The sequence below is a fragment of the Pseudomonas sp. ICMP 561 genome (assembly GCF_002699985.1).
Classification (GTDB): domain Bacteria; phylum Pseudomonadota; class Gammaproteobacteria; order Pseudomonadales; family Pseudomonadaceae; genus Aquipseudomonas; species Aquipseudomonas quasicaspiana.
The window spans coordinates 12,306-30,318 of the sequence record NZ_LKBT01000025.1 but is presented as its reverse complement, the minus strand read 5'-3'; the positions used below and the strand labels follow the sequence as shown (position 1 = coordinate 30,318).

Here is an 18,013-nt window from a genome sequence, read left to right as displayed (position 1 = left end):
GTCAGGGCGTGATTCTACCTACTTTGTCGACGCTTAGCTGTTCAACGCGTCGCCATGATGCCGCAGGTGGTCTTCAATAAAGCTGGCGATGAAGAAATAGCTGTGGTCGTAACCGGGCTGCATCCGCAATGTCAGAGGATGCCCCGCCGCTTTCGCCGCCTGAACCAGCGCTTCGGGCTTGAGCTGGTTGGCGAGAAAGTCATCGCGATCACCCTGATCCACCAGTATCGGCAGCTTCTCGCGCGCATCGGCAATCAGCACAGTGGCATCCCATTCGCGCCAGCGGGAGCGCTCTTCACCCAGGTAACGGGAAAAGGCTTTCTGCCCCCAAGGGCAATCCATCGGATTAGTGATCGGCGAAAACGCCGAGACCGATTTATAGCGCCCCGGATTACGCAACGCGCAGATCAGCGCACCATGGCCGCCCATGGAGTGGCCGCTGATCCCACGCGCCTGCGAAGCCGGGAAATGCTCCTCGACCAACGCAGGCAATTCGTTCACTACGTAGTCATGCATGCGGTAATGCCTGGCCCACGGTTCCTGGGTGGCATTGAGATAGAACCCGGCACCGAGGCCAAAATCCCACGCGCCATCAGGATCCCCCGCAACACCAGGGCCACGCGGGCTCGTGTCCGGCGCAACGATGATCAACCCCAACTCGGCCGCGACGCGTTGAGCCGCCGCCTTCTGCATGAAGTTTTCATCGGTACAGGTCAGACCGGAAAGCCAGTACAGCACTGGTAACTTGCCACCCTGCTCAGCCTGTGGCGGCAGGTAGACAGCAAACACCATGTCACAGCCGAGCACCTCGGAATGATGCTTGTAACGCTTGTGCCAGCCGCCAAAGCTTTTCTGACAGGAAATATTCTCTAGAGCCATGGTCGTAAACTCCCAGGCACAAGCTACAAGCTTCAAGCTGCAAGAGGCGCGGAACCCTCTTGTAGCTTGTCGCTTGAAGCTTGCAACTGCTTAAAAGTGAATGACTGTACGAATGCTTTTACCGTCGTGCATCAGGTCGAACGCCTTGTTGATGTCTTCAAGCCCCATGGTGTGGGTAATAAAGGTATCCAGCGGGATTTCGCCTGTCTGAGATTTTTCGACGTAGCTTGGCAGTTCGGTACGACCACGCACGCCGCCGAAAGCCGAACCGCGCCAGACGCGACCGGTCACCAGCTGGAATGGGCGAGTGGCGATTTCCTGACCCGACGGCGCTACGCCGATGATCACCGATTCGCCCCAGCCTTTGTGGCAGCATTCCAGCGCGGCACGCATCAGGTTCACGTTACCGATACATTCGAAGCTGTAATCCACACCACCGTCGGTCAATTCAACGATCACATCCTGAATCGGCTTTTCGTGATCTTTTGGATTAATGAAATCGGTCGCACCCAGTTCACGGGCCACGTCGAATTTCGCCGGGTTGATGTCGATTGCGATGATCCGCGAAGCCTTGGCCATTTTCGCGCCGATGATCGCAGCCAGTCCGATACCACCCAGACCGAAGATGGCGACAGTCGCACCCTCTTCGACTTTGGCGGTGTTGAGCACAGCACCAATACCGGTGGTGACGCCGCAGCCCAACAGGCAGACTTTTTCCAGCGGGGCTTCTTTGGGGATTTTGGCCAAAGAAATTTCCGGCACCACGGTGTACTCGGAGAACGTCGAGCAACCCATGTAGTGATACACCGGCTCGCCGTTGTAGCTGAAGCGGGTCGTGCCATCAGGCATCAGGCCTTTGCCCTGAGTAGCGCGAACTTTTTGACAAAGGTTGGTTTTACCGGACTTGCAGAACTTGCACTCCCGGCATTCGGCGGTATACAGCGGGATCACATGGTCGCCGACTTCCAAGGACGTAACACCCTCGCCGATGGCCTCAACAACACCGCCGCCTTCGTGACCCAGAATGCACGGGAACACGCCTTCAGAATCGGCACCGGACAACGTGTAAGCGTCGGTATGGCAAACACCGGAAGCGACCGTGCGAATCAACACCTCACCGGCCTTTGGCGCTTCGACGTCAACTTCGACGATTTGCAGCGGTTCATTGGGGGCAAAGGCAACAGCAGCGCGTGACTTGATCATCAATCTTTCTCCAACGAGGTTAAAACGATGGAGAGAGTGTAAAGCACTGCCGTTTGGTTAATAATCCGATCAAAAGCAAAACATTATTGCTGAACAGGGATAATCGATGTACATCAACCGCTGGGAAGGCCTTGATGAGTTCGTCGCAGTGGCTGAATGCGGGCAGTTCACGGCAGCAGCTGAACGTATGGGCGTTTCGTCCTCGCACATCAGCCGGCAAATCGCCCGCCTCGAAGAACGCTTGCAGACCCGCCTGCTGTATCGCAGCACCCGGCGGGTCGCCCTGACCGAAGCGGGTCAGACGTTTCTGCACCATTGCCAGCGCTTGCAGGATGGTCGCGAGGAAGCGCTGCGCGCAGTCGGTGACCTTACCAGCGAACCCAAAGGCTTGCTGCGCATGACCTGCGCGGTGGCTTACGGCGAACGCTTTATCACGCCGCTGGTGACGCGCTTCATGGACCTCTATCCGCAGATCCGGGTGGAAATCCAGTTGAACAATGACACATTGGACATGGTTCATGAGGGACTGGATCTGGCCATCAGGCTGGGCCGACTACAGGATTCCCGCCTGGTAGCAACCCGCCTCGCGCCACGCCGGATGTACCTGTGCGCATCGCCGTCCTATCTGGAGCGATACGGTCGGCCGCATAGCCTGTCGGAGCTAAGCCGACACAATTGCTTGATCGGCAGCAGCGACACCTGGTTACTGCAACAACACGGACGGGAGTTTTCCCAGCGTGTTCAGGGTAACTGGCGCTGCAACAGTGGGCAGGCGGTGCTGGATGCTGCCCTGCACGGCGTGGGGTTGTGTCAGCTACCGGATTATTACGTACTGAGCCATCTGAACAGTGGCGCGCTGGTTTCCCTGCTGGAGACTCATCAACCGCCGAATACTGCGGTATGGGCGTTATATCCCCAGCAGCGGCATCTGTCGCCAAAGGTGCGCAAGCTGGTGGATTATCTGAAAGAAGGGTTGGCGTTGCGGGATGAGTATCGTTAGGCACCTGGACTCGGCGAATACAGGGGCTACCCACATCAAATTGATTCAACGATACCCACGTCGCGGATGAGACTGGTTTCGCCCTAACGGTCGAGCCCCTTTTGTTACGGCAAAAGGGGCGAAAACCATTTTGCGCTGACGTACGGCCCCCGCTTCGCAGGGGTACCTTCGACTCCGGTGCCGTGGTGTGAGCACGCGCCGACGGGCCATCCATGGCCCAACGGCGCTCGCTCGGCATCCATGCCGAGCGACCCACACCACGACACCTGCGCTCAGCCTTCCGACGCTATTTCCGCGGTGTTTTTGAGGTTGATATTCGTCGTGATGATGCAAAATCAAACGCATCAGTAACATGCAGAAAATTAGCTAATCAGCGATTGAACTCGCTACGCCGCTGCCGCAACCATTCAAGATCCTCGGGGCGAGTGACCTTGATGTTATCCGAGCGTCCTTCGATCAATCGGGGGGACTGTCCTGCCCATTCGATGGCAGACGCTTCATCGGTAATGGCAACGTCGGAAACCAGGCCGTCGGCCAGCGCACGGTGCAACGCGCCCAGGCGAAACATCTGCGGGGTATACGCTTGCCAGATCAGGCTACGGTCTACCGTTTCGGTGACCCGGCCATCAGGCCCCGCACGCTTGAGCGTGTCGCGGGCTGGAACGGCCAGCAGCCCGCCCACCGGGTCATCGGCCAGTTCACCCAGCAGGTTATCCAGGTCTGAGCGCGCCAGATTGGGCCGCGCAGCATCGTGCACCAACACCCAGTCATGTTCATCCGCGCCTAGGGCATGCAGGTGCAGCAACGCGTTGAGCACCGAGTCCGCACGCTCTTTGCCGCCATCAACCCGCGTAATCCGCGAATCCAGCGCACACGGCAGATTGGGCCAGTAAGGGTCGTCCACAGCCAGACTGATCACCAGGCCCTTGAGACGGGGGTGATCGAGAAAACAGAGAAGGCTGTGTTCAAGAATTGTCAGGCCGCCCAGTTGCAAGTACTGCTTGGGACGATCTGCGGCCATACGGGCACCAACACCCGCGGCAGGAATGACTGCCCAGAAGGCAGGAAGGATGCACTTATTCACGAGGTAAGCTTCACAGAGTCAGCTTCATTGTGCCAACTGATAGAGCGTTTCGCCTTCCTTGACCATGCCCAGTTCATGACGGGCACGCTCTTCGACGGTTTCCATACCTTTTTTGAGCTCAAGCACTTCAGCGTCCATGACCCGATTGCGCTCAAGCAGCGCTTCGTTTTCGGCATGTTGGTCAGCGATCTGCTGATTAAGGCTGGCCACTTGCGCCAGACTCCCGTTCCCTACCCACAGGCGATATTGCAGGCCCGCAAGCATCAGGATCAGGACGAGAAACAACCAGTTAGGACTGCGCATTGAATATCAGGTACCCAGTAAAAAAGACAGCAGAGCCGACAACGTGAAGCCAACAACACAACAGGGACTGAGGGCATAGAGCCTGGCAGGGCCAGGCTCTATAGCGGTGTTAGCCGCATCAATGCTGATCAATCATCCGGGAAAGCAGGCGATTGTCACAGCACCGGCTGTCTTTTTACCATCTCGGTGTCAGCCGCGAAACTCGCCGCGACCACGGTATACCGCCTTGGCACCCAGTTGCTCTTCAATACGCAGCAACTGGTTGTACTTGGAAATACGATCAGAACGGCTCAACGAACCGGTCTTGATCTGACCCGCGGAAGTACCCACTGCCAGATCGGCAATCGTGGAATCTTCGGTTTCGCCCGAGCGGTGCGAAATAACAGCGGTGTAACCAGCAGCCTTGGCCATCTGAATGGCTTCCAGCGTTTCGGTCAGGGTACCGATCTGGTTGAACTTGATCAGGATCGAGTTACCGATTTTCTTGTCGATGCCTTCCTTGAGGATCTTGGTGTTGGTCACGAACAGGTCGTCACCTACCAGCTGCACCTTGTCGCCGATCTTGTCGGTGAGAATCTTCCAACCATCCCAGTCGGACTCGTCGAGACCGTCTTCGATGGAGATGATCGGGTGCTTGCTGACCAGATCGGCCAGGTAGTCAGCGAAACCGGCAGAGTCGTACTCGCCTTCTTCGCTCAGAACGTATTTGCCGTTCTTGTAAAACTCGCTCGCCGCACAGTCCAGCGCCAGGGTCACGTCGGTCCCCAGCTTGTAGCCAGCGTTGGCAACAGCTTCGGCGATAGCGTCCAGTGCATCGGCATTGGAGTTGAGGTCAGGTGCAAAACCACCTTCGTCACCTACGGCGGTGTTCAGGCCACGAGCCTTCAGCACAGCTTTGAGGTGATGGAAAATCTCGGTGCCCCAGCGCAGGCCTTCAGAAAAGGTCTTGGCGCCGACAGGCTGAATCATGAATTCCTGAATGTCGATGTTGTTATCGGCATGCTCGCCACCGTTGATGATGTTCATCATCGGAACCGGCATCGAGTAAACACCCGGCGTACCGTTCAGGTTGGCAATGTGCGCGTACAACGGCAGATCCTGATCCTGAGCAGCGGCTTTCGCGGCGGCCAGGGATACAGCGAGGATCGCGTTGGCGCCCAGGCTGGCTTTGTTTTCAGTACCGTCCAGAGCAATCATCGCGCGGTCCAGCGCTTGCTGGTCAACCGGATCCTGACCCAGCAACAGGTCGCGGATCGGGCCGTTGATGTTGGCTACAGCCTTGAGAACGCCCTTGCCCAGGTAACGGCTCTTGTCGCCATCACGCAGCTCCAGCGCCTCGCGCGAGCCGGTTGAAGCACCGGACGGAGCGCATGCGCTGCCGATGATGCCGTTGTCGAGGAGCACATCTGCTTCCACGGTGGGATTGCCACGGGAGTCGAGAACTTCACGACCTTTGATGTCGACGATTTTTGCCATTGTTGTAAACACTCCAAGATTGACGAAAACGACGCAGCTGGGAAATGCCTGTCGCTCAAGGGCTCATTACAGGGCAGACCTTAGAGCGACAAACCCCGACCTGGGGCCGGGGGATGTAAACGTGCGGCACTTTACCGGAGGCTAACCTGCCGGAGAAGCCCGATTTAAGCGGTTTCTACCGCCGGGAAGCTTTTGACCAACTCATCCAGAGCCTTGAGCTGAGCCAGGAATGGCTCCAGCTTGTCCAGACGCAAGGCGCAAGGGCCATCGCATTTGGCATTGTCCGGATCAGGATGAGCCTCAAGGAACAATCCAGCGAGGTTTTGACTCATGCCAGCCTTCGCCAGTTCCAATACCTGCGCACGACGACCGCCAGCAGAGTCAGAACGACCGCCCGGCATCTGCAAGGCGTGGGTCACGTCGAAAAATACCGGGTAGTTGAACTGCTTCATGATGCCGAAACCGAGCATGTCCACAACCAGGTTGTTGTAGCCAAAACTGGTGCCGCGCTCACAGAGGATCAGTTGATCATTACCGGCTTCTTCGCACTTGCTCAGGATGTGTTTCATTTCCTGAGGGGCAAGGAACTGGGCTTTCTTGATGTTAATCACAGCGCCAGTACGGGCCATGGCAACCACCAGGTCGGTCTGACGCGACAGGAAAGCAGGCAGTTGAATGATGTCGCAAACTTCAGCGACTACTTTCGCCTGCTCTGGCTCATGCACGTCAGTGATCAACGGCACATTGAAGGTCTTTTTAACTTCTTCAAAGATCCGCATACCCTCTTCCAGGCCCGGGCCACGGTAGGAGTGCATGGACGAACGATTAGCTTTGTCGAAACTGGCCTTGAACACATAAGGGATACCGAGCTTTTCGGTAACCCGTACATACTCTTCGCAAATCTGCATGGCCATGTCACGGGACTCTAGAACGTTCATGCCACCGAAAAGCACCATTGGCTTGTCATTGGCAATGTCGATTGAGCCTACGCGGATAGTTTTCTGAGCCATGTTCTGAGTTTCCCGAATCAAGAATTTTTCTTGTGTTGAGTCAGTGCAGCCTTGACGAAGCCGCTGAACAGCGGGTGACCGTCGCGAGGTGTCGAGGTGAACTCAGGGTGGAACTGGCAAGCAACAAACCATGGATGATCCGGTGCTTCGACCACTTCTACCAGCGCGCCATCACCGGAACGACCCGACACTTTCAGGCCGGCTTCCAGCAACTGCGGCAGCAGATTGTTGTTCACTTCGTAGCGATGACGATGACGCTCGACGATCACGTCGCTGGCGTAGCAGTCGTGCACCAGCGAACCTGGCTCAAGCTGACACTCCTGAGCACCCAGGCGCATAGTGCCGCCCAGATCAGAGCTTTCAGTACGGGTTTCAACCGCGCCGGTGGCGTCAGCCCACTCGGTGATCAGACCTACAACAGCGTGTGCGCCATTGCGATCGAATTCAGTGGAGTTGGCGTCTTTCCAGCCCAGCACGTTACGAGCGTATTCGATCACGGCCACTTGCATGCCCAGGCAGATGCCCAGATACGGCACCTTGTTCTCACGAGCGAACTGAACGGCAGTGATCTTGCCTTCCACGCCACGCAGACCGAAGCCGCCCGGGACCAGAATCGCATCCACACCTTCCAGCAGCGCAGTGCCCTGATTCTCGATGTCTTCAGAGTCGATGTAGCGCAGGTTGACCTTGGTACGGTTGGTGATGCCAGCGTGACTCATCGCTTCGATCAGCGACTTGTAAGCGTCCAGCAGTTCCATGTATTTGCCGACCATGGCGATGGTGACTTCATGCTCAGGATTGAGCTTGGCGTCTACCACAGCGTCCCACTCGGACAGGTCTGCGCTGTTGCATTGCAGGCCGAAGCGCTCGACGACGAAATCGTCCAGACCCTGAGAGTGCAGGATGCCCGGAATCTTGTAGATGGTATCGGCGTCTTCCAGAGCGATAACGGCGCGCTCTTCGACGTTGGTGAACTGAGCGATCTTGCGACGCGATGAAATGTCGATCGGGTGATCGGAACGGCATACCAGAACGTCAGGCTGCAGGCCGATGGAACGCAATTCCTTCACCGAGTGTTGGGTCGGCTTGGTTTTGGTTTCGCCAGCAGTCGCAATGTAAGGAACCAGTGTCAGGTGCATCAGCATGGCGCGCTTGGCACCTACTTCGAAACGCAACTGACGGATCGCTTCCAGGAACGGTTGCGACTCGATGTCACCCACGGTGCCGCCGATCTCGACCAGCGCAACATCGGCATCGCCTGCGCCCTTGATGATCCGGCGTTTGATTTCGTCGGTGATGTGCGGAATCACCTGAATGGTCGCACCCAGATAATCACCACGGCGCTCTTTGCGCAGGACGTGTTCATACACACGGCCAGTGGTGAAGTTGTTGTTCTGGGTCATGGTCGTGCGGATGAACCGCTCGTAGTGGCCAAGGTCCAGGTCGGTTTCGGCGCCGTCATGCGTGACGAACACTTCACCGTGCTGGAACGGGCTCATGGTGCCCGGATCGACGTTGATATAGGGGTCAAGCTTCAGCATGGTGACCTTAAGTCCCCGCGCCTCCAGGATGGCCGCCAATGAAGCCGAGGCAATGCCTTTCCCCAATGAAGAAACAACACCGCCCGTGACGAAGATGTAGCGCGTCATGAAAAACCCTAGAAGTCTGCGTTAAAGCGGTCAGAGCCGCCGGGGAAAGCGAAGGAAGGCCGAAGCCCCCGATTACCGACAAAATTCACGGTGAACTCCCGAACTGCTGCATTGAAACGGACTGACTGAAAAAGCCTGTCAATTGCGCGCCACATGTCAAGAATCATCCAGCAAAGACTGGTTGGTAACCGGCAACTCATGTCGATCCAAAAGGATCCACAGAAGCTGTATCAAGAAGGGAGCGTAGTCTACCGGAATTGGGCTTTCAGCTCAAACTTTGGTCATTCGTCGGCGGCACCCAACGCAACACCCAGCTTTCATGGCCGCAAACATTGAGCGCAGGCAGGTTCGCCACCGCCAGAATTTCGCCGTTACGGAACAGCAGCGGCAATCGGCCGCGGACAAATAGCGGTATTTCGCGCTCATTGAGCAGACGCTTGAGATCGCGACGTCCGCGGCCCGGCAGGCTGAGCACCTCTCCTCCCTGGCGATAGCGCACCTCCAGCAGCCCCGAAGGAGTTTCACCGTCAATGAAAACCTGACCGTTACCAGGCAGCTCCAGCGCATGTCGCGCATCCATCCAGGATTGAGCGCGCTGCATCAGTGGTTGCAGCCAGTTGTCGGAAAGCCACCAGATACGCCCCTGATCACGATGCAGTTCCCCATCGGCCAGCCGCCACACCGGGCGCCCGCCCGCCCCCGCGTCCCGGAGATTTTCCCAGCCAATCCAATGATCACTGTCCGGCAGGCGGGTCAGCGGTGCAAGCCAATGGCGCAGCGCATTTCGTTGCCTGGCGGGAGACAGGCCAGCCAGCTCAGGCAGTGCCAGCGAGGGCAACTTGAGCCACGCGAATGCATGGACTGATTGCGCCGACGCCAGATCAGCCTGGGCCAGTTCCTCAAGCAATTGCTGCGCTTCATCCAGATGGGCGGCCGTGCGCGCCATACTCGCGGATGCCTGCGGCCAGCGGGAACTCAATACCGGTAGCACCTGATTGCGCAGGTAGTTGCGCGAATAATGAGAGTCTTCGTTGCTGGGATCTTCGACCCATAGCAGACGATGCTTACGAGCATAGGCTTCCAGCTCTTCCCGGGAAATACTCAGCAAGGGCCTGAGCAGTTGGCCATGTCCCAACGTGCGGCTAACCGGCATGCCCGCCAGCCCCCGAACCCCCGCGCCGCGCAACAAGCGAAACAGCAGGGTTTCAGCCTGATCGTCCTGATGCTGACCGGTCATCAGCACTTCATCTTCAGCAAGGAGATCGCTGAAAGCGGCGTAACGCGCATCACGCGCGGCCTGCTCAATGCTTGCGCCCGGCTTCACCTGCACGCTGATCACTCGCAAAGGAACGCCAAGCGCCTCGCAAACCTGCTGGCAATGCAGCGGCCACGCATCAGCAACAGCCTGTAGGCCGTGATGGACATGTAGGGCATTTAGAGGCGGCAGGCTTTCGCGTTTTGCGAGTTCAGCCAGAAGGTGAAGCAAGACAGTTGAATCCAGGCCACCGGAAAAACCGACATACCAGGCCGGCGCGCTGCGCCAGGGTGCCAGGACTTGAAGAAGCCTGGCGGGGAGATCATGACCGGGGGACCCGAATAAAGACATCAGCGTCGTCTGACCTGTTGGAGCGAGGCTTGCCCGCGAAAGCGGAGTATCAGTCAGCGTGTGTATAAGCTGCAATTACGCCTTCGCGGGCAAGCCTCGCTCCAACAAAAAGATTACAAACCGTAGCTCATCAAACGATCATAACGACGAGCCAGCAGCGCATCGTTATCGAACTTCTTGAGCATCGCCAGCTGACTGCTCAATTCCTGACGAATTGCCAGTGCAGCAGCGGCCGGGTCGCGGTGCGCACCGCCCAGAGGTTCGGAGATAACTTTATCGACAATACCCAGGCCTTTCAGGCGATCAGCCGTAATGCCCATGGCCTCAGCAGCGTCAGGTGCCTTTTCCGCGGTTTTCCACAGAATCGACGCGCAACCTTCTGGAGAGATAACTGCGTAGGTAGAGTACTGGAGCATGTTCAACTGATCGCAGACACCGATTGCCAATGCGCCGCCAGAACCACCTTCACCAATAACAGTGGCGATGATCGGCGTTTTCAGACGCGCCATGACCCGCAGGTTCCAGGCAATCGCTTCGCTCTGGTTACGCTCTTCTGCATCGATACCCGGGTATGCGCCCGGTGTGTCGATGAAGGTCAGGATCGGCATCTTGAAACGCTCGGCCATTTCCATCAGACGACAGGCCTTGCGATAGCCCTCAGGACGCGGCATACCGAAGTTACGACGAACCTTCTCACGCACTTCACGGCCTTTCTGATGGCCGATGACCATAACCGGCTGACCTTCCAGACGGGCAACACCGCCAACGATTGCGGCATCGTCGGAGAAGTGACGGTCGCCATGCAGCTCATCGAACTCGGTGAAGATGTGCTGAATGTAGTCCAGAGTGTACGGACGACGCGGGTGACGCGCCATGCGTGCAATCTGCCAACTGGTCAGGTTGCCGAAAATGCTTTCGGTCAGCGTGTTGCTCTTGTCTTGCAGTCGCGAGATCTCATCGCCAATGTTCAGCGAGTTGTCATTACCTACCAGGCGCAATTCTTCAATCTTGGCTTGCAGGTCAGCGATCGGCTGTTCGAAATCAAGAAAATTCGGGTTCATAGGCATCCGTCTTGGGTCGACGGCCAAGAGGCCGGCCGGTTGATCCGTTAGCGCCTTACCTTACGGGAACAGGCGCATTCAGGTCGAGTTTAAAAAATTCTGGGCTGATGCTTTCAGCGATACTGCAGGAAGACGTTCTCACGTCCGAACTGGTCACGCAGAGCTTGAATCAAGCTGTCTGCGGGATCAATTCGCCACGCTTCGCCAAACTGCAGCAAGGCCTTGGCATCCAGCCCGGTGTAATCCAGAGTAATCGGGCACGCACCGCGATGGCGCTTGCACAGATCGCCCAGCCAGCGCAGCCGGTCGCCTTTCAGCGCTTCGGCACGCACGGTCAGGCGCAAGCTTTCAGCCAGATTGGTGCGCGCATCTTCGATGCTCATCACCCGTTTGGCACGCAAGCGCAGACCACCAGAGAAATCGTCGTTGCTGACCTCACCCTCGACCACCACCATCGCGTCGGTCTGCAGCAAGGCCTGCGCCGAATGGAACGCTTCGGCAAACAGCGAAGCTTCTATTCGTCCAGAGCGGTCGTCAAGGGTGATAAACCCCATCTTGTCGCCCTTCTTGTTCTTCATGACCCGCAACGCGATGATCAGACCTGCGACGGTCTGAGTGTCACGCGCCGGCTTGAGGTCGATGATTCGTTGCCGTGCAAAACGGCGAATCTCGCCTTCATATTCGTCAATCGGGTGACCGGTCAGGTACAGCCCAAGGGTTTCCTTCTCGCCGCGCAAACGATCCTTGAGACTACCTTCCTTGGCCTTGCGATGATTGGCATACACATCGGTATCTTCTTCGACGAACAGTCCGCCAAACAGGTCCGAATGGCCGCTGTCATGACTGCGTGCAGTCTGCTCGGCGGCCTGAATCGCTTCTACCAGCGAAGCCAGCAACACTGCGCGGTTGCGATCGATGTTGGCCTGGTACGCTTTAGGTTCGGTTTCAAAGTAAGGACCGAGACGATCAAGTGCACCACTGCGAATCAGACCATCAAGGGTTCGTTTATTGACTCGTTTGAGGTCGACACGGGCGCAGAAATCGAACAGATCCTTGAACGGTCCGTCTTCACGGGCTTCGGTAATCGCTTCAACCGGGCCTTCACCCACCCCCTTGATCGCGCCAAGACCGTAAATGATGCGGCCGTCTTCGCTCACCGTGAACTTGTATTCGGACGTGTTCACATCCGGCGCGTCCAGGCGCAGCTTCATGATCCGCACTTCTTCGATCAAGGTCACGACCTTGTCGGTGTTGTGCATATCCGCCGACAGCACCGCGGCCATGAACGGCGCCGGGTAATGGGCTTTCAGCCAGGCCGTCTGATACGACACAAGCCCGTAGGCAGCCGAGTGAGATTTGTTAAAGCCATAACCGGCGAATTTTTCCACCAGGTCGAAAATGTTACCCGCCAGATCGGGGTCGATATTGTTGGTCTTGCAACCTTCAATGAAGCCGCCGCGCTGCTTGGCCATTTCTTCGGGCTTTTTCTTACCCATGGCCCGGCGCAACATGTCTGCACCGCCGAGGGTGTAACCGGCCATGACCTGGGCAATCTGCATTACCTGTTCTTGATAAAGAATGATGCCGTAAGTCGGCGCCAGAACAGGTTTTAGCCCTTCGTATTGATAATCGACGTGTGGATACGACAGTTCAGCGCGACCGTGCTTACGGTTGATGAAGTCGTCCACCATGCCCGATTGCAGAGGCCCCGGACGGAACAGGGCCACCAGTGCGATCAAGTCTTCCAGGCAGTCGGGCTTGAGCTTTTTGATCAGCTCCTTCATGCCGCGCGACTCAAGCTGGAACACCGCTGTCGTTTCAGCTTTCTGCAGCAACTGATAAGTCGGCGCGTCATCCAGCGGAATGAAGGCGATATCCAGCGGCTCTTCGTTGACCTTGGCACGGTCACGGTTAATCGTTTTCAGCGCCCAGTCGATGATGGTCAGGGTCCGCAGACCGAGGAAGTCGAACTTCACCAGCCCCGCCGCCTCGACGTCGTCCTTGTCGAACTGCGTCACCAGACCACTGCCCTCTTCATCGCAGTAAATGGCCGAGAAGTCAGTCAGTTTGGTCGGTGCGATAACCACACCACCGGCGTGCTTGCCGACGTTACGCACAATGCCTTCGAGCTTGCGCGCCATCTCCCAGATTTCGGCAGCCTCTTCATCGACCTTGAGGAAGTCCCGCAGGATCTCCTCTTGCTCGTAGGCTTTCTCAAGGGTCATGCCGACTTCGAACGGGATCATCTTCGAGAGGCGATCAGCCAGGCCGTAAGACTTGCCCTGGACCCGCGCCACGTCCCGCACCACCGCCTTGGCGGCCATGGAACCGAAGGTGATGATCTGGCTTACAGCATTACGGCCATACTTCTCGGCCACGTAATCAATCACGCGGTCCCGGCCATCCATGCAGAAGTCGACGTCGAAGTCGGGCATGGATACCCGCTCCGGGTTCAGGAAGCGTTCGAACAGCAGGTCATATTCGAGAGGATCAAGGTCGGTAATCTTCTGCACATAGGCCACCAGCGACCCGGCACCCGATCCCCGGCCGGGACCTACCGGTACGCCGTTGCTCTTGGCCCACTGAATAAAGTCCATAACGATCAGGAAGTAGCCGGGAAAGCCCATCTGGATAATGATATCCAGCTCGAAATTCAACCGGTCGACATACACCTGACGCTTGGCTTCATAGTCCGGCGTCGTCTCTTTAGGCCAAAGTACCGCGAGGCGCTCTTCAAGCCCTTCAAACGAAACCTTGCGGAAATACTCGTCGATGGTCATGCCATCAGGAATCGGGTAGTCAGGCAGGAAGTGAGTCCCCAGCTTCACATCGATGTTGCAGCGCTTGGCGATTTCCACCGAGTTTTCCAGCGCTTCAGGCAGGTCGCTGAAAAGCTCTGCCATTTCCTCGGCGCTTTTCAGGTACTGCTGGTCGCTGTAATTGTGCGAGCGACGCGGGTCATCCAGCGCACGCCCTTCACCGATGCAGACACGGGTTTCATGCGCCTCGAAATCTTCCTGCTTGATGAATCGCACATCGTTGGTCGCCACCAGCGGCGCACCGTGGCGCTCGGCCAGGGCTACCGCCGCGTGCAGATGCTCTTCGTCATTTGGGCGGTTGGTGCGCTGCACTTCGACATAGAAACGATCAGGGAATACCGCCATCCATTCGCGTAACAACTGGTCAGCATCGGCGGGGTTATTACCCAGCAACGCCATACCGATCTCGCCCTCTTTCGCCGCTGACAGCGCGATCAGGCCTTCATTGGCTTCGGCCACCCACTCGCGCTCAATGATGATCTGGCCGTTGCGCTGACCATCAATGAAACCACGGGAAATCAGCTCAGTGAGATTTCGGTAGCCCTTGGCATTCATGACCAGCAGGCTGATGCGGCTCAACGCTGCATCTTCGTCCTTGTTCGACAGCCACAGGTCTGCGCCGCAGATAGGCTTGATCCCCGCGCCCATTGCCGCCTTATAGAACTTGACCAGCGAGCACAGGTTGTTCTGATCAGTCACCGCAACGGCAGGCATATTCATGGCTGCGAGGGTTTTGACCAGCGGTTTGACCCGTACCAGGCCATCGACCAGCGAATATTCGGTGTGCAGGCGTAGATGAACGAAAGAAGCCGGCATGGAGATCCTATAGCGCTAGAACAAAAACGAAGGCCCGGATTGTACCGGGCCTTTGGCAAAACATCAGCCCACTGTCAGTTCAATGGGAAAATCGACGCTGAAGACATCGTCGACTGGATCATTGCATCCCGCGCAGCGTAAGCAGCACGCACCGGCCCGAAAGAGCGCCTGTGAATCGGCGTCGGTCCGAGACGCGCAAGGGCTTCGAGATGCACAGGTGTTGGATAACCCTTGTGCCCGCCGATCCCGTAACCAGGATACTTGAGTTCCATGGCAGCCATCTCACGGTCACGGCTGACCTTAGCCAGGATGGACGCGGCGGCAATCGCCGGAACCTTGGAGTCTCCCTGGACCACCGGCGCACTGGGCACAGACAATTGCGGGCAACGATTACCGTCGATCAAGGCCAGTTTCGGCGTAATCATCAAGCCTTCAACAGCACGCTTCATGGCAAGCATAGTGGCGTGCAGGATGTTCAACTCATCGATTTCTTCGACTTCTGCCCGGGCAATGTGCCAGGACAGGGCCTTCTCGCAGATTTCATCGAAGAGCAGTTCGCGCCTGGCCTCTGTCAGCTTCTTTGAATCGTTGAGCCCCAGAATCGGGCGACGCGGGTCGAGAATTACCGCGGCAGTCACCACAGCACCACAAAGCGGACCGCGACCCACCTCATCAACGCCGGCAACCAGTTCTTCTACCAGATTGAAATCCAGACCCATTTGCATTGAACACGAACTCACAGTGAAGGCGAATGACCAATCAGGTTCAACACCGCTTCTGCGGCCTGATTGGATGCATCGCGACGCAAGGTCCGGTGTATTTCGTCAAAACCCGCAGTCTGCACCAGACCATCATCCAGAAGCGGCAGCAATTGCTGCACCAACGCATCAGGAGTGGCTTCATCCTGCAACAGCTCAGGCACCAACAGGCGCTGAGCCAGAAGATTGGGTAGCGAGACGTAGGGGCTTTTCACCAGACGCTTGAGTATCCAGAAAGTAAGCGGTGCCATGCGATAGGCAACCACCATGGGGCGCTTGTACAGCAGTGCTTCCAGGGTCGCCGTGCCCGATGCAATCAATACCGCATCGCAGGCGGCCAGCGCTACATGAGAGCGACCGTCGAGCAACGACACCGGTAAATCGCGATCCTGCAACAATTGCTCGATCTGCAGGCGACGCTGGGGGCTCGCGCACGGCAAGACAAATCTCACCTCGGGGCGCACCGCCAGCAGACGCTCGGCAGCGTCGAAGAACAAACTGCCCAGACGCCCGACTTCACCACCACGACTTCCAGGCATCAACGCAACAACCGGACCATCACCAAACCCCAGTTCGGCACGAGCAGCAGCTTGATCCGCCTGCAGCGGGATAGTGTCAGCCAGCGGATGCCCGACAAACTTGACCGGCACGCCTTTTTCTTCATAGAAGCGCGCCTCGAAGGGCAGCAACGTCAGCATCAGATCGCAGCCTTCGCGAATCTTGAGGACGCGCTTCTGCCGCCACGCCCACACCGACGGGCTGACGTAGTGCACCGTCTTGATGCCGGCACGACGCAGTTGAAGCTCGATATTGAGCGTGAAATCCGGCGCATCGATGCCAATAAAAACATCTGGCTGTTGATCGATGAGGGTCTGAATCAGCGCCTTGCGTTTAGCCAACAACTCGCGCAAACGACCCAACACCTCAACCAGCCCCATGACCGAAAGACGTTCCATCGGGAAATAGGAGGCCATACCTTCGGCTTCCATCAGCGGGCCGCCGACGCCGATAAACTCAACCTGAGGATGACGAGCCTTGATGGCACGCATAAGACCGGATCCGAGAATGTCCCCGGACGCCTCGCCAGCGACTAAAGCGACACGCAATACGCTGGACATGATTAGCGGGTGATGCCGCGGGTCGAAGTCTGGATGGACTCAAGGAACACCGCAACCTCCGGAAACAGGGCAGCAGGCTCAGCCAGCTCGGCGATGGCCTGATCAACCGTCAGCCCCTGGCGATAAACTACTTTGTAGGCGCGGCGCAACGCGTGAATAGCCTCTTCACTGAAGCCGCGACGACGCATGCCCTCGAAGTTCATGCTCCGGGCTTCGGCAGGGTTACCAAATACGGTAACAAACGCAGGAACGTCCTTGCCAATGGCGGTACCCATGCCGGAAAAACTATGGGCGCCAATGTGGCAGTACTGATGGACAAGGGTGAAACCGGAAAGGATCGCCCAATCCGCAACGTGCACATGACCCGCCAACGCAGTGTTGTTGACCAGAATGCAGTTATTGCCGATAACACTGTCATGACCGATGTGTGCATAGGCCATGATCAGGTTGTGGTCGCCAATCGTCGTTTCAGCACGGTCCTGGATGGTGCCGCGATGAATCGTCACGCCCTCGCGAATCACGTTGTGATCGCCAATGACCAGACGCGTCTCTTCACCTTTGTACTTGAGATCGGGCGTGTCCTCGCCTACCGATGAAAACTGGTAAATGCGATTGTGCTTACCGATCCGGGTCGGACCACGCAGGATCACGTGAGGCCCAACCACTGTACCCTCGCCAATTTCCACACCGGCTCCGATGATCGACCAAGGGCCGACCTCCACATCGTCAGCCAGGATGGCTGTCGGATCGATGATTGCGCGAGGGTCAATTAAACTCATAGTTTACGTTCCGCACAGATAATTTCTGCGGAGCAAACAGGCTTGCCATCAACCGAGGCGCTGCACTCAAACTTCCAGATCTGACGCTTGCAGCTGAGGAACTTCGCTTCAAGAATCAACTGGTCGCCCGGCAGCACTGGCTGGCGGAAACGCAATTTGTCCGATCCCACGAAATAATACAGCGTGCCATCGGCAGGCTTGGCACCCAGCATTTTGAAACCAAGGATACCGGCAGCCTGAGCCATCGCTTCAATGATCAACACACCCGGCATGATTGGATGCGCCGGAAAGTGGCCGTTGAAGAACGGCTCATTGATGCTGACGTTTTTATAAGCGCGAATACTTTTGCTCTCGACATCGAGCGCCACTACGCGGTCTACCAACAGGAACGGGTAGCGGTGCGGCAGGTATTCACGAATTTCGTTGATGTCCATCATTTCGAGGGGAAGCCT

Annotated in this window: 15 protein-coding genes; 1 reads left to right on the top strand and 14 read right to left on the bottom strand. The window is 57.2% G+C overall.

Translation table 11 applies throughout. The annotated features are described in order from the left end of the window. Positions 1 to 33: 33 nt before the first annotated feature. Both fghA and AO242_RS18890 read right to left on the bottom strand, forming a co-directional pair. Complete coding sequence (fghA, locus tag AO242_RS18895; protein ID WP_027898788.1) at positions 34 to 879, bottom strand: S-formylglutathione hydrolase; 846 nt, start codon at positions 877 to 879, stop codon at positions 34 to 36. A gap of 90 nt (positions 880 to 969) precedes the next feature. Beyond that, the gene (locus AO242_RS18890) at positions 970 to 2,082 is read right to left on the bottom strand and encodes an S-(hydroxymethyl)glutathione dehydrogenase/class III alcohol dehydrogenase (protein ID WP_099269932.1); all 1,113 of its coding nucleotides are present in this window, start codon (positions 2,080 to 2,082) and stop codon (positions 970 to 972) included. 112 nt (positions 2,083 to 2,194) lie between these two features. Here AO242_RS18890 and AO242_RS18885 point away from each other — a divergent pair, with 112 nt between their 5' ends. Then, complete coding sequence (locus AO242_RS18885; RefSeq protein ID WP_176560665.1) at positions 2,195 to 3,082, top strand: LysR family transcriptional regulator; 888 nt, start codon at positions 2,195 to 2,197, stop codon at positions 3,080 to 3,082. 370 nt (positions 3,083 to 3,452) lie between these two features. Here the strand turns inward: AO242_RS18885 and ispD are convergent, their stop codons facing one another. From ispD to fabZ, 12 genes are all read right to left on the bottom strand, one after another. Beyond that, positions 3,453 to 4,166, bottom strand: a complete 714-nt coding sequence (gene ispD, locus AO242_RS18875; protein ID WP_099269930.1) for a 2-C-methyl-D-erythritol 4-phosphate cytidylyltransferase — start codon at positions 4,164 to 4,166, stop codon at positions 3,453 to 3,455. A 24-nt stretch (positions 4,167 to 4,190) separates the two neighbouring features. After that, a complete protein-coding gene (gene ftsB, locus AO242_RS18870; RefSeq protein ID WP_027898792.1) occupies positions 4,191 to 4,469 on the bottom strand; it encodes a cell division protein FtsB in 279 nt (92 codons plus the stop codon). Between the two features lie 189 nt (positions 4,470 to 4,658). Beyond that, positions 4,659 to 5,945 carry a phosphopyruvate hydratase gene (gene eno / locus AO242_RS18865; RefSeq protein WP_099269929.1) on the bottom strand — a complete coding sequence of 429 codons (1,287 nt, stop codon included), beginning with the start codon at positions 5,943 to 5,945 and terminating at the stop codon, positions 4,659 to 4,661. Between the two features lie 164 nt (positions 5,946 to 6,109). Then, a complete protein-coding gene (kdsA, locus tag AO242_RS18860; RefSeq protein WP_027898794.1) occupies positions 6,110 to 6,955 on the bottom strand; it encodes a 3-deoxy-8-phosphooctulonate synthase in 846 nt (281 codons plus the stop codon). A 17-nt stretch (positions 6,956 to 6,972) separates the two neighbouring features. Then, positions 6,973 to 8,604: a CTP synthase gene (locus tag AO242_RS18855; protein ID WP_095093583.1), complete on the bottom strand. Its 1,632-nt coding sequence runs from the start codon at positions 8,602 to 8,604 to the stop codon at positions 6,973 to 6,975. Positions 8,605 to 8,869: 265 nt separating this feature from the next. Then, a complete protein-coding gene (gene tilS, locus AO242_RS18850; RefSeq protein ID WP_099269928.1) occupies positions 8,870 to 10,210 on the bottom strand; it encodes a tRNA lysidine(34) synthetase TilS in 1,341 nt (446 codons plus the stop codon). A 113-nt stretch (positions 10,211 to 10,323) separates the two neighbouring features. Continuing rightward, complete coding sequence (locus tag AO242_RS18845; RefSeq protein WP_099269927.1) at positions 10,324 to 11,271, bottom strand: acetyl-CoA carboxylase carboxyltransferase subunit alpha; 948 nt, start codon at positions 11,269 to 11,271, stop codon at positions 10,324 to 10,326. 113 nt (positions 11,272 to 11,384) lie between these two features. Continuing rightward, on the bottom strand, positions 11,385 to 14,906 hold the full coding sequence (gene dnaE, locus AO242_RS18840; RefSeq protein ID WP_099269926.1) for a DNA polymerase III subunit alpha: 3,522 nt from the start codon (positions 14,904 to 14,906) through the stop codon (positions 11,385 to 11,387). Between the two features lie 74 nt (positions 14,907 to 14,980). Next, positions 14,981 to 15,631, bottom strand: coding sequence for a ribonuclease HII (rnhB, locus tag AO242_RS18835; RefSeq protein WP_099269925.1), 651 nt, complete (start codon positions 15,629 to 15,631; stop codon positions 14,981 to 14,983). Between the two features lie 11 nt (positions 15,632 to 15,642). Further along, on the bottom strand, positions 15,643 to 16,782 hold the full coding sequence (gene lpxB / locus AO242_RS18830; RefSeq protein ID WP_099269924.1) for a lipid-A-disaccharide synthase: 1,140 nt from the start codon (positions 16,780 to 16,782) through the stop codon (positions 15,643 to 15,645). 2 nt (positions 16,783 to 16,784) lie between these two features. Beyond that, a complete protein-coding gene (gene lpxA / locus AO242_RS18825) occupies positions 16,785 to 17,561 on the bottom strand; it encodes an acyl-ACP--UDP-N-acetylglucosamine O-acyltransferase (RefSeq protein WP_099269923.1) in 777 nt (258 codons plus the stop codon). Beyond that, positions 17,558 to 17,998, bottom strand: a complete 441-nt coding sequence (gene fabZ, locus AO242_RS18820) for a 3-hydroxyacyl-ACP dehydratase FabZ (protein WP_099269922.1) — start codon at positions 17,996 to 17,998, stop codon at positions 17,558 to 17,560. Before fabZ ends, lpxA begins: the two co-directional genes overlap by 4 nt. Between the last annotated feature and the right edge of the window lie 15 nt (positions 17,999 to 18,013).